Origin of the sequence: Nocardia mangyaensis (assembly GCF_001886715.1) — a bacterium.
Classification (GTDB): domain Bacteria; phylum Actinomycetota; class Actinomycetes; order Mycobacteriales; family Mycobacteriaceae; genus Nocardia; species Nocardia mangyaensis.
The window spans coordinates 1964416-1980430 of record NZ_CP018082.1 but is presented as its reverse complement, the minus strand read 5'-3'; the positions used below and the strand labels follow the sequence as shown (position 1 = coordinate 1980430).

At 69.3% G+C, this 16015-nt stretch carries 14 protein-coding genes; 10 read left to right on the top strand and 4 right to left on the bottom strand.

The window, feature by feature from the left end; all coding sequences use genetic code 11:
* Window positions 1-38: 38 nt before the first annotated feature.
* The 8 genes from BOX37_RS08960 (at window position 39) to BOX37_RS08925 (ending at window position 9103) form a co-directional block, all read left to right on the top strand.
* Window positions 39-476: an SRPBCC family protein gene (locus tag BOX37_RS08960; protein WP_071927246.1), complete on the top strand. Its 438-nt coding sequence runs from the start codon at window positions 39-41 to the stop codon at window positions 474-476.
* On the top strand, window positions 473-1753 hold the full coding sequence (locus BOX37_RS08955; RefSeq protein WP_240505393.1) for an ArsA family ATPase: 1281 nt from the start codon (window positions 473-475) through the stop codon (window positions 1751-1753). Before BOX37_RS08960 ends, BOX37_RS08955 begins: the two co-directional genes overlap by 4 nt.
* Window positions 1743-2666: a hypothetical protein gene (locus tag BOX37_RS34870; protein ID WP_206045791.1), complete on the top strand. Its 924-nt coding sequence runs from the start codon at window positions 1743-1745 to the stop codon at window positions 2664-2666. Before BOX37_RS08955 ends, BOX37_RS34870 begins: the two co-directional genes overlap by 11 nt.
* Window positions 2663-3658 (top strand): ROK family protein, encoded by a 996-nt coding sequence (locus BOX37_RS08945; protein WP_071927244.1) that lies wholly within the window; start codon window positions 2663-2665, stop codon window positions 3656-3658. The genes BOX37_RS34870 and BOX37_RS08945 overlap by 4 nt, the downstream gene beginning before the upstream one ends.
* A 117-nt stretch (window positions 3659-3775) precedes the next feature.
* Window positions 3776-4501, top strand: coding sequence for a lysophospholipid acyltransferase family protein (locus BOX37_RS08940; RefSeq protein ID WP_071927243.1), 726 nt, complete (start codon window positions 3776-3778; stop codon window positions 4499-4501).
* A 186-nt stretch (window positions 4502-4687) separates the two neighbouring features.
* On the top strand, window positions 4688-6076 hold the full coding sequence (locus BOX37_RS08935) for an AarF/UbiB family protein (protein WP_240505279.1): 1389 nt from the start codon (window positions 4688-4690) through the stop codon (window positions 6074-6076).
* Window positions 6077-6223: 147 nt separating this feature from the next.
* Window positions 6224-7780 carry an alkaline phosphatase D family protein gene (locus BOX37_RS08930; protein WP_084759502.1) on the top strand — a complete coding sequence of 519 codons (1557 nt, stop codon included), beginning with the start codon at window positions 6224-6226 and terminating at the stop codon, window positions 7778-7780.
* 51 nt (window positions 7781-7831) lie between these two features.
* Window positions 7832-9103, top strand: a complete 1272-nt coding sequence (locus BOX37_RS08925) for an FAD-binding oxidoreductase (protein ID WP_071927242.1) — start codon at window positions 7832-7834, stop codon at window positions 9101-9103.
* Window positions 9104-9504: 401 nt separating this feature from the next.
* Here the strand turns inward: BOX37_RS08925 and BOX37_RS08920 are convergent, their stop codons facing one another.
* Both BOX37_RS08920 and ctaC read right to left on the bottom strand, forming a co-directional pair.
* The gene (locus BOX37_RS08920; RefSeq protein WP_071927241.1) at window positions 9505-9921 is read right to left on the bottom strand and encodes a cytochrome c oxidase subunit 4; all 417 of its coding nucleotides are present in this window, start codon (window positions 9919-9921) and stop codon (window positions 9505-9507) included.
* Window positions 9922-9931: 10 nt separating this feature from the next.
* Complete coding sequence (gene ctaC / locus BOX37_RS08915; RefSeq protein ID WP_071931301.1) at window positions 9932-11026, bottom strand: aa3-type cytochrome oxidase subunit II; 1095 nt, start codon at window positions 11024-11026, stop codon at window positions 9932-9934.
* 379 nt (window positions 11027-11405) lie between these two features.
* On the opposite strand from ctaC, the gene asnB reads away from it, so the two are divergent.
* Complete coding sequence (asnB, locus tag BOX37_RS08910) at window positions 11406-13385, top strand: asparagine synthase (glutamine-hydrolyzing) (protein WP_071927240.1); 1980 nt, start codon at window positions 11406-11408, stop codon at window positions 13383-13385.
* Between the two features lie 61 nt (window positions 13386-13446).
* Here asnB and BOX37_RS08905 read toward each other — a convergent pair whose 3' ends face one another.
* The gene (locus BOX37_RS08905; RefSeq protein ID WP_420811616.1) at window positions 13447-14373 is read right to left on the bottom strand and encodes a carbohydrate kinase family protein; all 927 of its coding nucleotides are present in this window, start codon (window positions 14371-14373) and stop codon (window positions 13447-13449) included.
* Between the two features lie 342 nt (window positions 14374-14715).
* A complete protein-coding gene (locus BOX37_RS08900; RefSeq protein ID WP_071927238.1) occupies window positions 14716-15072 on the bottom strand; it encodes a HesB/IscA family protein in 357 nt (118 codons plus the stop codon).
* Window positions 15073-15385: 313 nt separating this feature from the next.
* On the opposite strand from BOX37_RS08900, the gene BOX37_RS08895 reads away from it, so the two are divergent.
* A complete protein-coding gene (locus BOX37_RS08895) occupies window positions 15386-15988 on the top strand; it encodes a DUF3043 domain-containing protein (protein WP_420811615.1) in 603 nt (200 codons plus the stop codon).
* Window positions 15989-16015 lie beyond the last annotated feature (27 nt).

Genomic DNA, 16015 nt, shown 5'->3' with positions numbered 1-16015 from the left:
CGACTGCTCGTCCCGTACGAAAGGAACCATCCTTCGCCATGGCCGACCGGACCCAGAGATCGATCGTCATCGAGGCGCCGTCGAAACAGGTGATGGCCGTCATCGCGGATCTGGAGTCCTATCCGGAATGGGTCTCCGCCGCCCAATCGGTGGAGGTCCTCGACACCGATGCCGCCGGACGCGCCGCGACCGCGCGTTTCGTGCTCGACGCCGGCGTCGTGAAGGACACTTACGTGCTGGCTTACACCTGGCGCGCCGACGGTATGGCGGTGAGCTGGCAGCTGGTCAGCGGTGACCTGCAGAAGGCCCAGGACGGCAGCTACGAGCTGCGCGAGCTGCCCGAGGGCGGCACCGAGGTGATCTACGAGCTCACCGTCGACTTGAACATCCCGATGATCGGCATGTTCAAGCGCAAGGCCGAGAAGGTCATCACCGATACGGCGTTGAAGGAACTGAAGAAACGGGTCGAGGACTGAGCGCCACGGGCGGTACCCGCGTCGAACTGTTCGTCGGCAAGGGCGGTGTCGGCAAGACGACGCTGGCCTGCGCGACGGGCATGACCCACGCGCGCGCCGGTCAGCGAGTGCTGATCGCCTCGCTCGACCAGGCGCATTCGCTCGGCGACGCACTCGGTTTCCGGTTCCCGCACGATCCGGGCACGGTCGCCGGGGTCGCCAGGGTGGCGCCGGGGCTCGAGGCGATCGAGATCGATTCGCTCGCGCTGCTCGAGGACCGGTTCCGCGATGTCGTGCGGATGCTGGACAAGGGCGGCGGCCACGATCACGGAATCGACCTGGCGGCATTGGATCCCGCCGAGCTGACCGGGCTGCCCGGCGTGCAGGAACTGCTGATGCTGGTCGAGATCGCCCAGTACACCGAGGAGCAGGACTGGGACGTCATCGTCATCGACTGCCCGCCCTCGGCCGACATGCTGCGCATCGTCACCGCGCCCGATACCCTGCTCAGCTATCTCGAACGCCTCTGGCCGCGGCACGCGCGCACGATGAGCGCGATCGGCGCCGACCTGCGCAAGGCGGTGCTGGCGGTCACCGTCGAACGAATCGTCAAGGCGGTGACCCAGGTCCGTGATCTGCTCGCCGACCGCACCCGCACCAGTGCTCGGCTGATCACCGGCCCCGAGCAGGTCGCCGTCGCCGAGGCGCGACGGGTGCGCTCGGCGGCCGCGCTGATCGGGCTGCGGCTGGACGCGGTGGTGGTGAACAAGGTGCTCGCGCCGGTGCCGCCGCCCAGCGAGAACGCCCACCCGGCCGTGCACTGGTACCTGAACCGGCGCGCCGAACAGCTGGAAGTGGTGGCCCGGCTGCACGAGCAGCTCACCGATGTGCCGATCCTGATCGCCCAGCACGCCGGTGCCGAACCGGTCGGGCTGAGCGCGCTGTCGGCGTTCTCCTATTCGCTCGACACGCCGTCGGCCACGCACGCCGAGGGCGCGGAATCGGGCGAACCGATGGTTCGATGGGAGTCGGGCTCCGGCATCGACTCCGTGTACGCGATGCGGATGCGGTTGCCGGTGGTCGATCCCGGCACCTTGCGGCTGGGCCGAGTGGAGGACGATCTGATCGTGGGAGCCGACGGGGTGCGCACGCGAGTGCGACTGGCACCGGTGCTGCAGCGCTGCACGGTGGCGGGCGCCGAACTCGACGACGGTCAGCTCGTGGTCCGCTTCCGTCCCGACCCGCAGGTCTGGCCCGCCGATCCGAACTACACGAAGGCCACCGCAGATGAGCAGTGACAGGCAATCCGACCGCCACGGCCACCATCCCGACGGCTTCGCCGAGTTCACCGAGGAACTGCGCCTGCTGGCCGAGGTGCTGCTGGCCCGCGTCGAACCGGTGCTGCGCCGCACCGCCGCCGACGGCCAGGCCGATCTCGGCGGCTGTGCCTGGTGCCCGGTCTGCGCGGCCGCCGCCCTGGTCCGCGGCGAACACCACGACGTCGTTGCCGCCCTCGCCGAACACGGCACCTCCATGGTGACCGTCCTGCGTGAAGCACTGGCCGGCGTCCCCGTCGAACCCCTGCTGCCCGAGGAATGGGCCGAGCACGCCGCGGGCCACCCGAATTCGCGACCCGAACACCCGAGCGACGGCGCGGCCCCACCGAACGGCGCCGACGGGTCCGGCGCACCAGGACAGCCGCCCCGAACCACCGAACTGGCCGCGCCAACACGCGACCGTCGTGGCGCCGCCGGAAACGGCCACCACTCCACACCAGCCGAAGCAGCGGCCACCGCCGACGAATCCGGCTCCGCGACAACAGGTTTGCGCGCCACGGTGCCCGGTCGTCCACCCGGCGGCCCGCCGCCCGCGAGCGGAACCGCCGAGACACCCCACCTCGCCGATCCCACGGGTCACCCGCGCCCGCGCTGGGGTAGCGCACGCGGTGACCAAACGGGCACGCCGCGACCGCGGCGGGTCGACGAGTACGCCGCCCCCCGCCAGCAGGGCGCCCCAGCCCGCGCGACCGAGCACCGGGCCGCCGAGGCGGTGATCCCCGAGGATCCTTCGCCCACCGGCCGCTTCCCCGCTGCCCCGCCCAAGACCGACGACACCGCGCACCGGCGCCGCACCGCCGACGCGGATCGAGCACGCGCCGCCAGCGCGCCACGCTCGCGCTATGTCGACATTCCGGTGACGATCCGGGGATGACCCAGCGGATCGACCCCTCCCACCTGCTCACCGTCGGCATCGACGTGGGCGGCACGAACATCCGTGCCTCGGTCGTCGATGCCGAGGGCGAGGTGCTCGACACCGTGCAGGCGCCGACCCCGCATTCGGCGCGCGCGCTCGAAGACGCCATCGACCGCTCGGTGCGCGAGCTCGCGCGCAGGCACCCGATCGCCGCCGTCGGACTGGCCGTCGCCGGTTTCATCTCCGATGACCGTTCGACGGTCCTGTTCGCTCCGCACCTGCCGTGGCAGAAGGCTCCCGTCGCGCAACGGCTGAGCGCGCGCCTCGGTCTGCCGGTCATCCTCGAACACGACGCGAACGCCGCGGGCTGGGCGGAGTACCGCTTCGGCGCGGCGGCGGGCGGGCACACCGTGGTACTCGTCGCGATCGGCACCGGCGTCGGCGCTGCCCTGCTCATCGACGGTCAGCTCTATCGCGGCAGTCACGGCATCGCCCCCGAACTGGGGCACCTGCAGGTGGTTCCCGGCGGGCGGGCCTGTCCCTGTGGCAAACGCGGCTGCTGGGAGCGCTACTGCAGCGGAACGGCACTGGCCGAGACCGCGATCGAGATGCTGGCCACCGACCCGGTGCGTTCGGTGCTCGCCCGCGACGTGATCCGCGACCCCGGCTCGCTGACCGGACGCCGGGTGGCGGGCGCCGCGCACGATGGTGACGCGCTCGCGGTCCGGGTGATGGCCGACTTCGCCCGCTGGCTCGGCCTCGGCCTCGCCTTCGTCAGCGATCTGTTCGATCCCGATCTGATCGTGATCGCGGGCGGGGTGAGCAGTTCGGCCCCGCTGTTCCTCGACGAGGCCCGCGAGCACTACACGAGCGCGGTCACCGGCGCGGGACATCGCCCGCTGGCCCGGCTGCGCACGACCCAGCTCGGCGAGGCCGCGGGCATGATCGGCGCCGCGGAATTGGCCAGGGCGGCGGCCGACGCGCCCGTGGCCCGCACGGCCGGGAGATGATGGTCACATCCATACCCGACGGCTACCGTCCTGGGTTGGTTGTGACCTGCGACCAGCGGTAAAGTCGTTCTCCGACGAGGCTGCACACGACCATCCCGGTCCCGGGGAAAGGACGCCATGTTCTACTGGCTACTCAAGTTCGTACTCGTGGGACCGTGGATGCATCTGTACAACCGGCCCGAAGTCGAGGGTGTGGAGAACATCCCGACCGACGGCCCGGCGATCATGGCGGGTAACCACCTGTCGTTCTCCGACTGGTTGTTCGCTCCGCTGCTGAGCCCGCGCCGGATCAACTATCTCGCCAAGGCCGAGTACTTCACCACCCCCGGCCTCAAGGGCCGCCTGCAGAAGTTCTTCTTCAGCGGCACCGGCCAGTACCCGATCGACCGCAGCGGCGCCACCGCGGCCGAGGACGCGCTCAACGCGGCCCGCAAGCTGCTCGACGAAGGCCGGCTCGTCGGCCTGTACCCCGAGGGCACCCGCTCCCCCGACGGGCGCCTCTACAAGGGCAAGACCGGAATGGCCCGGCTCGCCCTGGAGACCGGCGTCCCGGTGATCCCGGTCGCGGTGATCGGCACCGACAAGGTGAGCCCGCCCGGACCGTTCAAATGGCGTCGGCACAAGGTCATCCTCAAGTTCGGTGCGCCGCTGGACTTCTCGCGCTACGAGGGCATGAGCGGCAATCGCTTCGTCGAGCGCGCGGTCACCGACGAGGTGATGTACGAGCTGATGCGCCTCACCGGCCAGGAGTACGTCGACGTCTACGCGCACAGCCTCAAAAAGGGCGTGCCGTCGGGCGCGCGGCCCGAGGCCACCCGGATCCCCGACACCGCGGCGAGCTGACCCGAATCCACTGTCCCGCAGGCCGATGAGCGCCGCCGCGGCAGCCACCGTCCGCTGAGGCGAATCGGTCGGCACCGCGGGCGACAGCCAACGCGGCGCGCACCTGGTTGGTAGCCTGCACCGAGCACATCGCCGACGGGTGGGCGGTCACACCGGTGACAGCGTCGACGGGGCAGTGAGGTGGACATGGTCGGTCGCGATCTCGAAGGCCGGGTGGTGCCGTTCACCCGCAAGGCCCGCTCGACACCCGATCCTGGGACAGGCATTCCGCCCACCGGTCGGGTCGCCCGCAGCGCGCGCCTGGCGGCGGTGCCGGTGGCGTACGCGGGGCGGCGGATCGCCGGGCTCGGTCAACGAGCCGTCGGCCGGTCCTCGGCCGAGGTCGACCGCGACATCAGGATCCGCACCGCCGAGCACCTGTTCGAGGTGCTGGGCGAACTCAAGGGCTGTGTGGCCAAGCTGGGTCAGCTGCTCGGCCTGCTCGAACTCGGCCTCGGCCCCGACCTCGCCGAGCCGTATCGCCTCGCTCTTGCCCGCCTGCACGACTCCGCACCGGCCATGCTGCCCGCCGCCGTGCACGCCGAACTGGCCACTCATCTGGGCCTCGAGTGGCGGTCGCTGTTCCTGGAATTCGACGATCGCGCCGCCGCGGCCGCCTCGGTCGGTCAGGTCCATCGCGCCCGCTGGCACGACGGCACCCCGGTCGCGGTGAAGATCATGTACCCGGGCGCGCGCCGCGCCGTCCTGGCCGACCTGCAGGCCCTGCGCCGGGCGACGCCCCTGTTCACCGCCTTGCTGCCCGGTGCCGACACCCGCCCGGTGATCGAGGCGTTGTGCGCCGAGATCAAGGCCGAACTCGACTACGCCCGCGAGGCGGCCAACCAGCGCGCTTTCGCCGCCGCCTTCGCCGACGACCCGGATGTGGTGCTGAGCCGGGTGATCGCCCAGCGCGGCGACGTGCTGGTCACCGAATGGCTCGACGGTGTCCCGCTGTCGCGGTTGATCGTGCGCGGGGAGGCCACCGAACTCGACCGGCTGGGCGTGCTGATCCTGCGCTTCCTGTTCTCGGCGCCCGCCCGCGCCGAACTCGTCTACGGCGACCCGCATCCCGGCAACTTCTTGCGCATGCCCGACGGCCGCCTCGGCGTCGTCGACTTCGGCGCGTGCACGCCGTGGCCTGCCGCGTTCCTCGAGGTGGCCGGTGATGTCGGCGCCGCGGTGATGGCGGACTCCGCCGCTGATCTCGAGGCCGCCATCCGCCGGCACGGATTCGTCGCGCCGGGCCGCGAGCTCGACATCGCCACCGTCGCCGCCCGCCTGCGGGTGTTGCGCGAGGCGCTGCTCGCCCCCACCTATCCACTCTCCGGCGATTGGCTGCGCGAGCAGGTCCGCCTGGTGACCGATCTACGCCTGTCGAACGTGTTGCGCCAGCTGACGATGCCGCCCGGCCACACCCCCATTCTGCGCTCGTTCCTCGGCGGTGTCGCCGTGCTGTGCCAGCTGCAGACCGCGGTGCCCCTGCGCGCCGAATGCACGCGCTGGTATCCGGAAACCGCCGCCGCGGTCGGACTGTGAGCGCTGTCAGGGCCGTAGAGCAGGAACAGGTCCCGGGAAACCGGACACGGTGACACCGGGCTTCGGCACTGTCGCGCCACGCCGCGTTCACATTCCGTTGCCACGCAGACGGCTGCGCGTTCCCACCGGCGCGTCACGGTGTCAACCATGGCTGGTTCGGATTTCGCGATGTCCCGGCGCACACTGTTGCGCGCCTCCGCCCTCGGCTTGGTCGTCACCCCCGCCCTCGCGGCATGCGGTTCCGGTGACGGACCCGCGCTGGTACGCGCCAGGCCCAGCCTCACCCACGGCGTCGCCGTCGGCGATCCGCGCAGCGACGGCGCCCTGATCTGGGCACGCTCGGATGTCCCGGCGACGCTGATCGTGGAGACCTCGGCGACCGAGAGCTTCAGCCAGGTCAAGCGTTTCACCGGTCCCCTGCTCACCCCCGCCACCGACGGCACCGGGCGGATCCGGGTCAACGGCCTGCCGGCCGGCGAGCTCGTGCACTACCGAGTGCGCCTCGACGGCGAGGACGGCGCCGGCTCCGAACCGGTCACCGGTGTCTTCCGCACCGCCCCCACGGCGCCCGCCGACATCACCCTGCTGTGGTCCGGTGACGTCGCGGGCCAGGGGTTCGGCATCAATCCCGAGCTGGGCGGCATGAAGATCTTCTCGGCCATGGCCGCGCGTGACCCGCACCTGTTCCTGCATTCCGGCGATGTCATCTACGCCGACAACGCGCTGGAGGAGTCGGTGACGCTGCCCGACGGGCGGGTCTGGCGCAATGTGACCGCCGAGGCCAAGAACGCGCCCGCCGAGACCCTCGACCAGTTCCGCGGCAACTACGCCTACAACCTCACCGACGACAACTACCGCGCCTTCAATGCCGCTGTCGCCCAAGTGGTCCAGTGGGACGACCACGAGACCACCAACAACTGGTACCCCGGCGGTACCGTCGCCGCCGAGAAGGGCTACACCGAGCGCAGCATGGACACCCTCGCGGCCCGCTCCTGGCAGGCCTTTCACGAGTGGATGCCGCTGGACCCGAAAGAGGCCGTCGACGGGCGGCTCCATCGCAAGATCTCCTACGGCCCGCTGCTGGAGGTGTTCGTCCTCGACATGCGCGCCTACAAGGACGCCAACGACGCCAACACCGCGCCCAGTGGCGCGATCTTGGGCCCCGCCCAGACCCGCTGGCTCATCGACGGGCTGCGCGATTCCACGGCCACCTGGAAGATCGTCGCCGCCGACCTGCCGTTGGGCGTGATCGTCCCCGACGGCAAGACCGCCTTCGAGGGCCCGGCCAATGCCGACCCCGGCGCGCCGTCGGGCCGCGAGACCGAGATCGCCCAGGTGCTCTCGGCGATCAAGGCGAACAAGGTGCGCGACGTCGTCTGGCTCACCGCCGATGTGCACTACACCGCCGCGCACCACTACTCGCCCGCCCGCGCCGCCTTCACCGATTTCGACGAGTTCTGGGAGTTCGTCTCGGGTCCGCTCAACGCGGGCGCCTTCGGTCCCAACGACCTCGACCCCACCTTCGGACCCGAGGCGGTGTTCGTACACGCGCCGCCGAAGCCCAACACCTCGCCGCTGGAGGCGGACTATCAGCATTTCGGCGAGGTCCGCATCGACGGCCGGTCCGCGGAATTGACTGTCAACTTGCGCGACGCGACCGGAAAGGTCCTGTTCAGCCAGCAGCTCGCGCCCGGGCGGAATTAGGTGCGAAGTACCCTGCGCAAGAACCGCCCAGCTGTGGTTAGCTATGCGGTCATGGGCACGCCGCATTCCGTCATCTCCGAAGAATATCTCCCCACCGACACGGCGGATGTCGTTCGCACTGTGCGTGATTCACGTGATCGTTCGGAACGATTGACGGTTCGCGGCGGTGAGCAGACCGAAGAGTCCTATGGGCTGCCCGATCAGCGCGCGGTGCTCTCCCTGCGCAAGATGAACTCGGTCCTCGACATCAACCTCGGTCGGCGCACCGTGCGGGTGCAGGCCGGGGCGAAACTGTCCGAGATCGACCGCCGCCTCGGCGCGCACGGTCTCGGCCTGCCCGTGGTGGGCGATCACCGTGACATCACCGCGGGCGGGTTCGCCTCGGTCGGCGGCGTGAGCACCGCCTCGCACCGCTACGGCATGTTCATCGACCAGATCGTCGACCTCGAGTACGTCGACCCCGACGGCCGGATCGGCACCTGCGGGCGCGGTCATCACACCGAGCGTTTTCACCGCATCCTCGGCGCGGGCGGACGCGCGGGGATCATCACCGCGCTGACCCTCGACGTGGTCGAGGTCGACAAGGACCACACCTGGCTCACCACCGACGCCGACCGGTTCCTCGACTTCGATTCCTTCGTCGAGCACGCCACCACCGAGATCACCAATCCCGGCAGCGCGGCGCTGCAGGTCGGCCGCTGGGTCGACACCGCCCCGCTGAAGGTGGCGCGGCCCGTCGGCACCGGCCAGGTGACCCTCGGCGCGGTCCGCTTCGGCCAGTGGTCGAGCCTCTACCCCACCGCGCCCACCCGCGGCCTGCGGGCCCGGCGCGAGGTCGGCACCCGCACCCGCAAGTCACTGGGCGCCATCGCCTCCGCCGCCGGCGGGCGCGCGGGTATGCCGGTGCGCAACGCGGCGGCCGGCGCGCTCATGTTCGCGCCGAAAGTGCTCACCATCCGCGACGCCGAGTACCTCGCCGACACCGTGATCAACTCTTCCGAACGCGGCCCCGCCTACCGTGTCGGGGTGTTCGCCCCCCTGGCCAACTACGGCTCGGTGTTCTACGGCCTGCACGACCTGTTCGCCGGACACCGCGAGCGCACGGGGTGCTTCACCGTCATCTCCGCGATGACCTACGGCGTGCGCTCGGCGTACCTGCGCGCCGAAGCCGCCGCCCGCGGCCTCGCCCCCGCCGACTACGGCCTGATCACCTTCACCTGCCGCCTGCGTCCCTCGGCCCTGCCGTCGGAGCAGCTGCGCGAGATCGTCTCCGGCATCGACGACATCTGCCGCTCCGAACAGGCCCTGCGGTACAGCGTGTAAAGCCCGCCGACAACAGACACGAAAAAGTCCCCACCGGAATCCGGTGGGGACCTTTCCACTGTTCGCTCCTGACGCAACCCGCACGACCCGACCTCGAGGAGGGTCCGCCGCGGTTCGCGCCCGTCCCGCCGATCAGGTGCCGTGGCGTAGGCGACGAAGGAGCAAGCCGCGGTGCCCGATCGACAGGACCGCCAGGGGACGTGAACCCCGAGCGCGCCACCGCTCCAACAAACCCAACCCCGCACATCCCGACCCCGAGGAGGGATCGCCGACGAAGTCGGCGGTTCGCGCCCGTCCCGCCGATCAGGCGCCGTGGCGTACGCGACGAAGGAGCAAGCAACGGTGCCTGATCGGCGGGACCGCCAGGGGCGCGAACTCGAGCGCGCCAGCGCTCCAAGAACTCAGTGCTTCTCGGCGCCCAGGTAGTACTCGAACACCAGGCCGGCCGAAGCGGCCAGGACCAGGACCACGCCCAGACCGATCAGCCAGAACTGGAAGAACGCCAGGCCCAGCGCGGTCACCGAGCCGGCCGCGGCCAGCAGGATGGGCCAGAAGCTGCCGGGCGAGAAGAAGCCCAGGTCGCCCGCGCCGTCGACGATCTCGGCGTCCTCGTAGTCCTCGGGCCGCAGATCGATGCGGCGCGCGACGAAGCGGAAGTAGGTGCCGATGATCAGCGACAGTCCCGCGGTCAGCACGATCGCGGTGGTGCCCGCCCATTCCACGCCGGTGCGAGACTGCGCGGTGAAGAAGCCGTAGACGATGCCCACCAGGATGAAGAACGCTGTGAGCAGTTCGAAGATCCGCGCTTCGATCCTCATATCAGAATCCTCACTTGCTCTCGTTCACCGAAGCGCTCTTGAGATCACGCTTGGTGTTGAAGGGGTACGTGGAGGTGGCCACCGGCGATTCGCCGATCGACTCGAGCGCCTCGCCATTGGTCTTGCCGTCGATGCGCGCCTGCAGGTACTGGGCGAACTTCTCCGGCGAGACCGCCCGGACCTCGAAGTTCATCATCGAGTGGTAGGTACCGCACATCTCGGCGCAGCGGCCGACGAAGGCGCCTTCCTTCTCGATCTCCGTGATCTGGAAGACGTTGTCGGAGTGGTTCTCCTTCGGGTTCGGCATCACGTCGCGCTTGAACAGGAACTCCGGCACCCAGAAGGAGTGGATCACGTCGGCGGCGGCGAGCTGGAACTCGATGCGCTTACCGGTCGGCAGTACCAGGACCGGGATCTCTTCGCTGGAGCCGTAGGTCTCGACCTTGTCGTAGTGCAGGTACGAGATGATGTCGTTGGCCGGCTTGCCGTGCAGCGGGCCCGGCTGCGGGTGGCCCTCTTCGTCCGTGCGGTCCGCGTACTCGAGGACCTGCTGCTCGTTGGCGGCCTCGCGCTCGTAGTCGATACCGTCCCAGGTCAGCCCAGCGACGTCGTTCACACCGCGGTAGCCGAACTTCCAGTTCCACTGGAAGGCCGTCACGTCCACCGTGACGTCCGGGTTGTCGGTCTTCTCGTGCACGTAGTTCTGCACGACCACGGTGAAGTAGAACAGCACCGCGATGATCACGAACGGGATCGCGGTGTAGGTCAGCTCCAGCGACACGTTGTACCCGGTCTGGCGCGGGAACTCCGGGGAGTCCTTGCGCTTGCGGTGCACGATGATCGTCCAGAAGGTCAGACCCCAGACCAGCACGCCCATGGCGAGCGCGGCCAGCACCGACCAGGTCCACAGTTCCCGCATCCGGGCGGCCTCGGGCGTGATGCCCGAGGGCCAGCCGAACCGCAGCCAGACATTGTCGATCGAGCAGCCCGAGACGAGCACCGCGGTGATCCCCAGGGACACCACCAGCCCGGCCCGCCGAAGGAGACGGCCCTGCCGCCCCCGAACGGGCCGTGCCCCGATCTCTTCGCTCGCCTTGTGCGCCACGCTCACGCCTTCCTGGTCGCCACACATTCCGACACATCGCGTCGTCCGGGCCGCGATTCGCCCGTTCCGACACGTTTTTCAAGCACGTTTCAGGCCGCCCTCGAGTATTGCCGCTGTGATGCCTGCACACCTGAGAAGGACCTGAGTACTACGCAGCGTAGACCAAAGCGGGCACCGTCTTGTCGCGGGGTCGCATTCGACACTCCGCAATCACCGCACCAGACACGGCGACCTGCGGTTTGACACCGGGGCGGGGTGGGAAAGGCCGCTGGGCCGGGTTGCGCGCGGCGCGTCGCGTGGGCGTGCGGCATACTCGGACACAGCGTTTCGGCCCGTCAGTGGCCATCCCATCATCGAACGAGAGAAGGTTGCCGACACCGTGTGCGGACTGCTCGGATTCCTGACCGCTGATCCGGCGACGACCGAGGTGGTCGACCAGGTGTACGACGCGCTGCACTGCCAGCGGCATCGCGGCCCGGACGAGAAGGGCACCTGGCACGACGAGCACATGATCTTCGGCTTCAACCGCCTCTCGATCATCGACATCGAACACTCGCACCAGCCGCTGCGCTGGGGCCCCGCCGAGAACCCGCAGCGCTACGCGATGACGTTCAACGGCGAGATCTACAACTACCTCGAACTGCGCGAACAGCTCGCCGCCGAGCACGCGAGCGAGTTCCCCGACGGCAAGATCTTCGCCACCGACGGTGACGGCGAGTCCATCGTGGCCGCCTTCCACTTCTGGGGCCCCGAGGCCGTGCGCAAGCTGCGCGGCATGTTCGCCTTCGCGATCTGGGACACCGAGAAGCGGGAATTGTTCCTCGCGCGCGATCCGTTCGGCATCAAGCCGCTGTTCATCGCGACCGGCCCCGGCGGCACCGCCTTCGCCAGCGAGAAGAAGAGCGTTCTGGAACTGCTGGGCCCGCTCGGGGTGTCCGACGAGCTCGACCCGCGCGCGCTCGAGCACTACACGGTGCTGCAGTACGTGCCGGAGCCGGAGTCGCTGCACAAGAATATCCGCCGTCTCGAATCCGGCACCTACGCCACGATCGAGGTCGGCGAGGAGCCGAAGGCCACCCGCTACTTCCGTCCCGACTTCCGGGTCCGCCCGTTCGCCCCGGCGACCACACGGCGAGCCGGGGGCGGAATCGACACCGATGCCGCGCAGGCCCGCTACGACGAGATCGCCGCGGCGCTCGAGGACTCCGTCGCCAAGCACATGCGCGCCGATGTCACCGTCGGTTCGTTCCTGTCCGGCGGCATCGACTCCACCGCCATCGCGGCGCTGGCCATGCGGCACAACCCGAAGCTGATCACCTTCACCACCGGGTTCGAGCGCGAGGGCTACTCGGAGGTCGACGTGGCCGCCGAGAGCGCCGAACTGATCGGCGCGCGCCACATCGTCAAGGTGGTCTCCCCCGCCGAGTTCGCCGCCGCGATCCCCGAGATCGTCTGGTACCTCGACGACCCGGTCGCCGACCCGGCGCTGGTCCCGCTGTACTTCGTGGCCAAGGAGGCCCGCAAGCACGTCAAGGTGGTGCTGTCCGGCGAGGGCGCCGACGAGTTGTTCGGCGGCTACACCATCTACCGGGAACCGTTGTCGCTCAAGCCCTTCGAGTACCTGCCCGCCGGGCTGCGCAGGCTCGCGGGCAAGCTCGGCGAGGCGATGCCCGACGGCAGACGCGGCAAGTCCCTGCTGCAGCGCGGGTCGCTCTCGCTCGAGGACCGCTACTACGGCAACGCCCGCAGCTTCAACGACGCCCAGCTGCGCTCGGTGCTGCGCGAGTTCCGTCCCGAGTGGACCCACCAGGACGTCACCGCCCCCATCTACGCCCAGTCCGCGGGCTGGGACCCGGTGACCCGCATGCAGCACCTCGACCTGTTCACCTGGCTGCGCGGCGACATCCTGGTCAAGGCCGACAAGATGACCATGGCCAACTCGCTGGAACTGCGCGTGCCGTTCCTCGACAACGAGGTCATGCGCGTGGCCCAGGGGCTGCCCTACGAGCAGAAGATCTCCTCCGACACCTCGAAGTACGCGTTGCGCCGGGCACTGGACGGCATCGTCCCCGATCACGTCCTGCACCGCGCCAAGCTCGGTTTCCCGGTCCCACTGCGGCATTGGCTGCGCGGCACCGAACTCTACGACTGGGCCGAGACCCAGATCGCCGAGTCCCACACCGACCACCTGCTGAACACGCCCGCCATCCTGCAGATGCTGCGCGACCACCGAGCAGGCGTCGCCGACCACAGCCGCCGCCTCTGGACCCTGCTCGTCTTCATGGTCTGGCACGGCATCTTCGTCGAAGACCGCATCAAGCCCGAGATCCAGGAGCCGGTGTACCCCGTCTCGCTGTAACTCCGACGAGAACGCCCCCTCGGATCCACGGATCCGAGGGGGCGTTCGTCGGGTGTCCGGACTAGAGCAGCGACGCCAGGTCGTCGGCGGCGTCGGAGCCGTAGGCCTTGGTGAGGCGTTCGAGGGCGTCGTCGGTGTCGAGGGTCCATTCCTGGGTGCCGGTGGTTTCCAGGACCAGGACGGCGATCAGGGAGCCGAGCTGGGCGGCGCGTTCGAGGCTCAGGCCCGCGCGGTGGGCGGTGAGGAAGCCGGCGCGGAAGCCGTCGCCGACACCGGTCGGGTCGACCTTGGCGGTCTCGGGCACGACCCCGACGCGCACCTCGGTGCCGTCGGCGTCGACGACGAGAACACCCTCCGAGCCCAGCGTGGTCACCCGGATGCCGACCTTGGCGGCGATCTCGGTTTCGGTCAGGCCGGTCTTCTGCAGCAGCAGGGCCCACTCGTACTTGTTGGTGAACAGGTAGGCCGCGCCGTCGACGAGTTCGGTCGCCTGCTCGCCGTCGAGGCGGGCCAGCTGCTGGGACGGGTCGGCGGCATACGGGATGCCCTGCGCTTTGGCCTGGCGGGTGTGCGCGACCATCGCCTCGGGATCGTTGGCGCCGACCAGCACCAGGTCGACCTCGTGCGCGGCGGCGACAGCGGCGATGTCGATATCGCGCGCCTCGCTCATCGCGCCGGGGTAGAACGACGCGATCTGCGCCATCGCCTCGTCGGTGGTGCAGACGAAGCGGGCGGTGTGCGCCTTCGCCGAGACGTGCACAGCCGAACAGTCGACCCCGCTGTTCTCGAGCCACTGCCGGTACTCGGCGAAATCGGCACCCACCGCACCGACGAGCAGCGGCCGCTGCTTCAACAGGCCCATCGCGTAGGCGATGTTGCCCGCCACCCCGCCGCGACGGATCTGCAGATCGTCGACGAGGAAACTCAGGGACACATGATCGAGCTGATCGGCGAGCAGCACATCGGCGAACTTGCCCGGAAAACGCATGAGGTGGTCGGTGGCGATGGACGCGGACACGGCAACAGACACGAGGCAGGGCCCCTTCGACGCTAGGCGAGGAAACAGAAAAAGCCCGGAATCAACCGATCCCGGACTTCAACGGTAGCAAGGCACACACCCCCACGGTTCACCTCAGCGCAACCCAGCCACCCCGAACCGGACCCGCCTCACGAGTGAACCACTCGTACTTCATGCCCCCACCTACGGACTCCCCACCCGACCACAACGTTTTCGGCCGCCCCGCAACCGAGGGGCGATACGTCACGGCGAAGCCGGAGTATCGCCCCTCGGGCGCGGGGTCACGAGGCCGAAAACCCGCGGCGCCAGCCGCTAGTTGAACGAGTCGCCGCAGGCGCAAGAACCCGTCGCGTTGGGGTTGTCGATGGTGAAGCCCTGCTTCTCGATGGTGTCGACGAAGTCGATCGAGGCGCCCTGGATGTAAGGGGCGCTCATGCGGTCGACGGCCAGCTTCACACCGGAGAAGTCGACGACGATGTCACCGTCGAGGACGCGATCGTCGAAGAAGAGCTGGTAGCGCAGACCCGCACAACCACCCGGCTGCACGGCGATCCGCAGGGCGAGATCGTCGCGACCTTCCTGGTCGAGCAGCGCCTTCGCCTTGGCGGCGGCAGCGTCGGTCAGCGTCGCACCGTGGGTCTCGGTGGCGGTCTCGTTCTGCACAGTCATGGACACTCCTAGTTCGGTCAGCCCGTCAACGGACCTCAGGTGCACAGCGCACAACTGATTTCAACACCAGCGCGCGACCTGCTATTCCTATTTTGCCACTCCGGCCGCAACCCGTGGACACGACCTGGGTGCTTCGCCCCACCCTACGCGCCACCACGGGGTGAGCCAGCTCTCACCCGGGCCGCGATGAGACCGGCCACACCGCGAACCGGACCGCGTTTCGTCCTCCTCGCCGTCATCGAATAGCCTGGTGAACGTGAAATTGTTCCGTCGCGGCGAGTCCAGCACCATCGACGAGTCCGTCGACCCCTCGGTGCAGGATGTCGAACAGACCGCTACCGCACCCACTTCGACCACCCCCGGCAAGGGTCGTCCCACCCCGAAAAGGCGTGAGGCAGAAGGAAAGCGGCGTGGCCCGATGGCGCCCGCCCCGCTGACCCGCAAGGAGGCCCGCGCCCGCCGCAAGGCGGTCAAAGGCACCAAGGCCGACCGCAAGGCCGCCGCCGCCGATCGCCGCGCCGCCGTGCAGGAGCGCCGCGCCCGCATGCTCGCCGGCGAGGACAAGTACCTGCTGCCGCGCGATCAGGGCCCGGTCCGCGCCTATGTGCGCGATCTGGTCGACGCCCGCCGCAATCTGGTCGGCCTGTTCATGCCGATGGCGCTGGTGCTGATCATGTCGATGTTCGTGGCGCCGGGTCTGCAGACCATCGTCACCTTGGCGATGCTGGTGATGATGATGTTCATGATCATCGAGGGCTTCGTGCTCGGCAAGATCGTGAACAACCGGGTGATCGAGCGCTTCCCCGACACCACCGACACCGGTTTCAAGCTCGGCTGGTACTCGTTCGTCCGCGCCTCGCAGATCCGCAAGATGCGCGCCCCCAAGCCGCGCGTCGGACCTGGCGACGCCGTCTGAGATTTCCTGTCCCGAATGCCGTTCCCG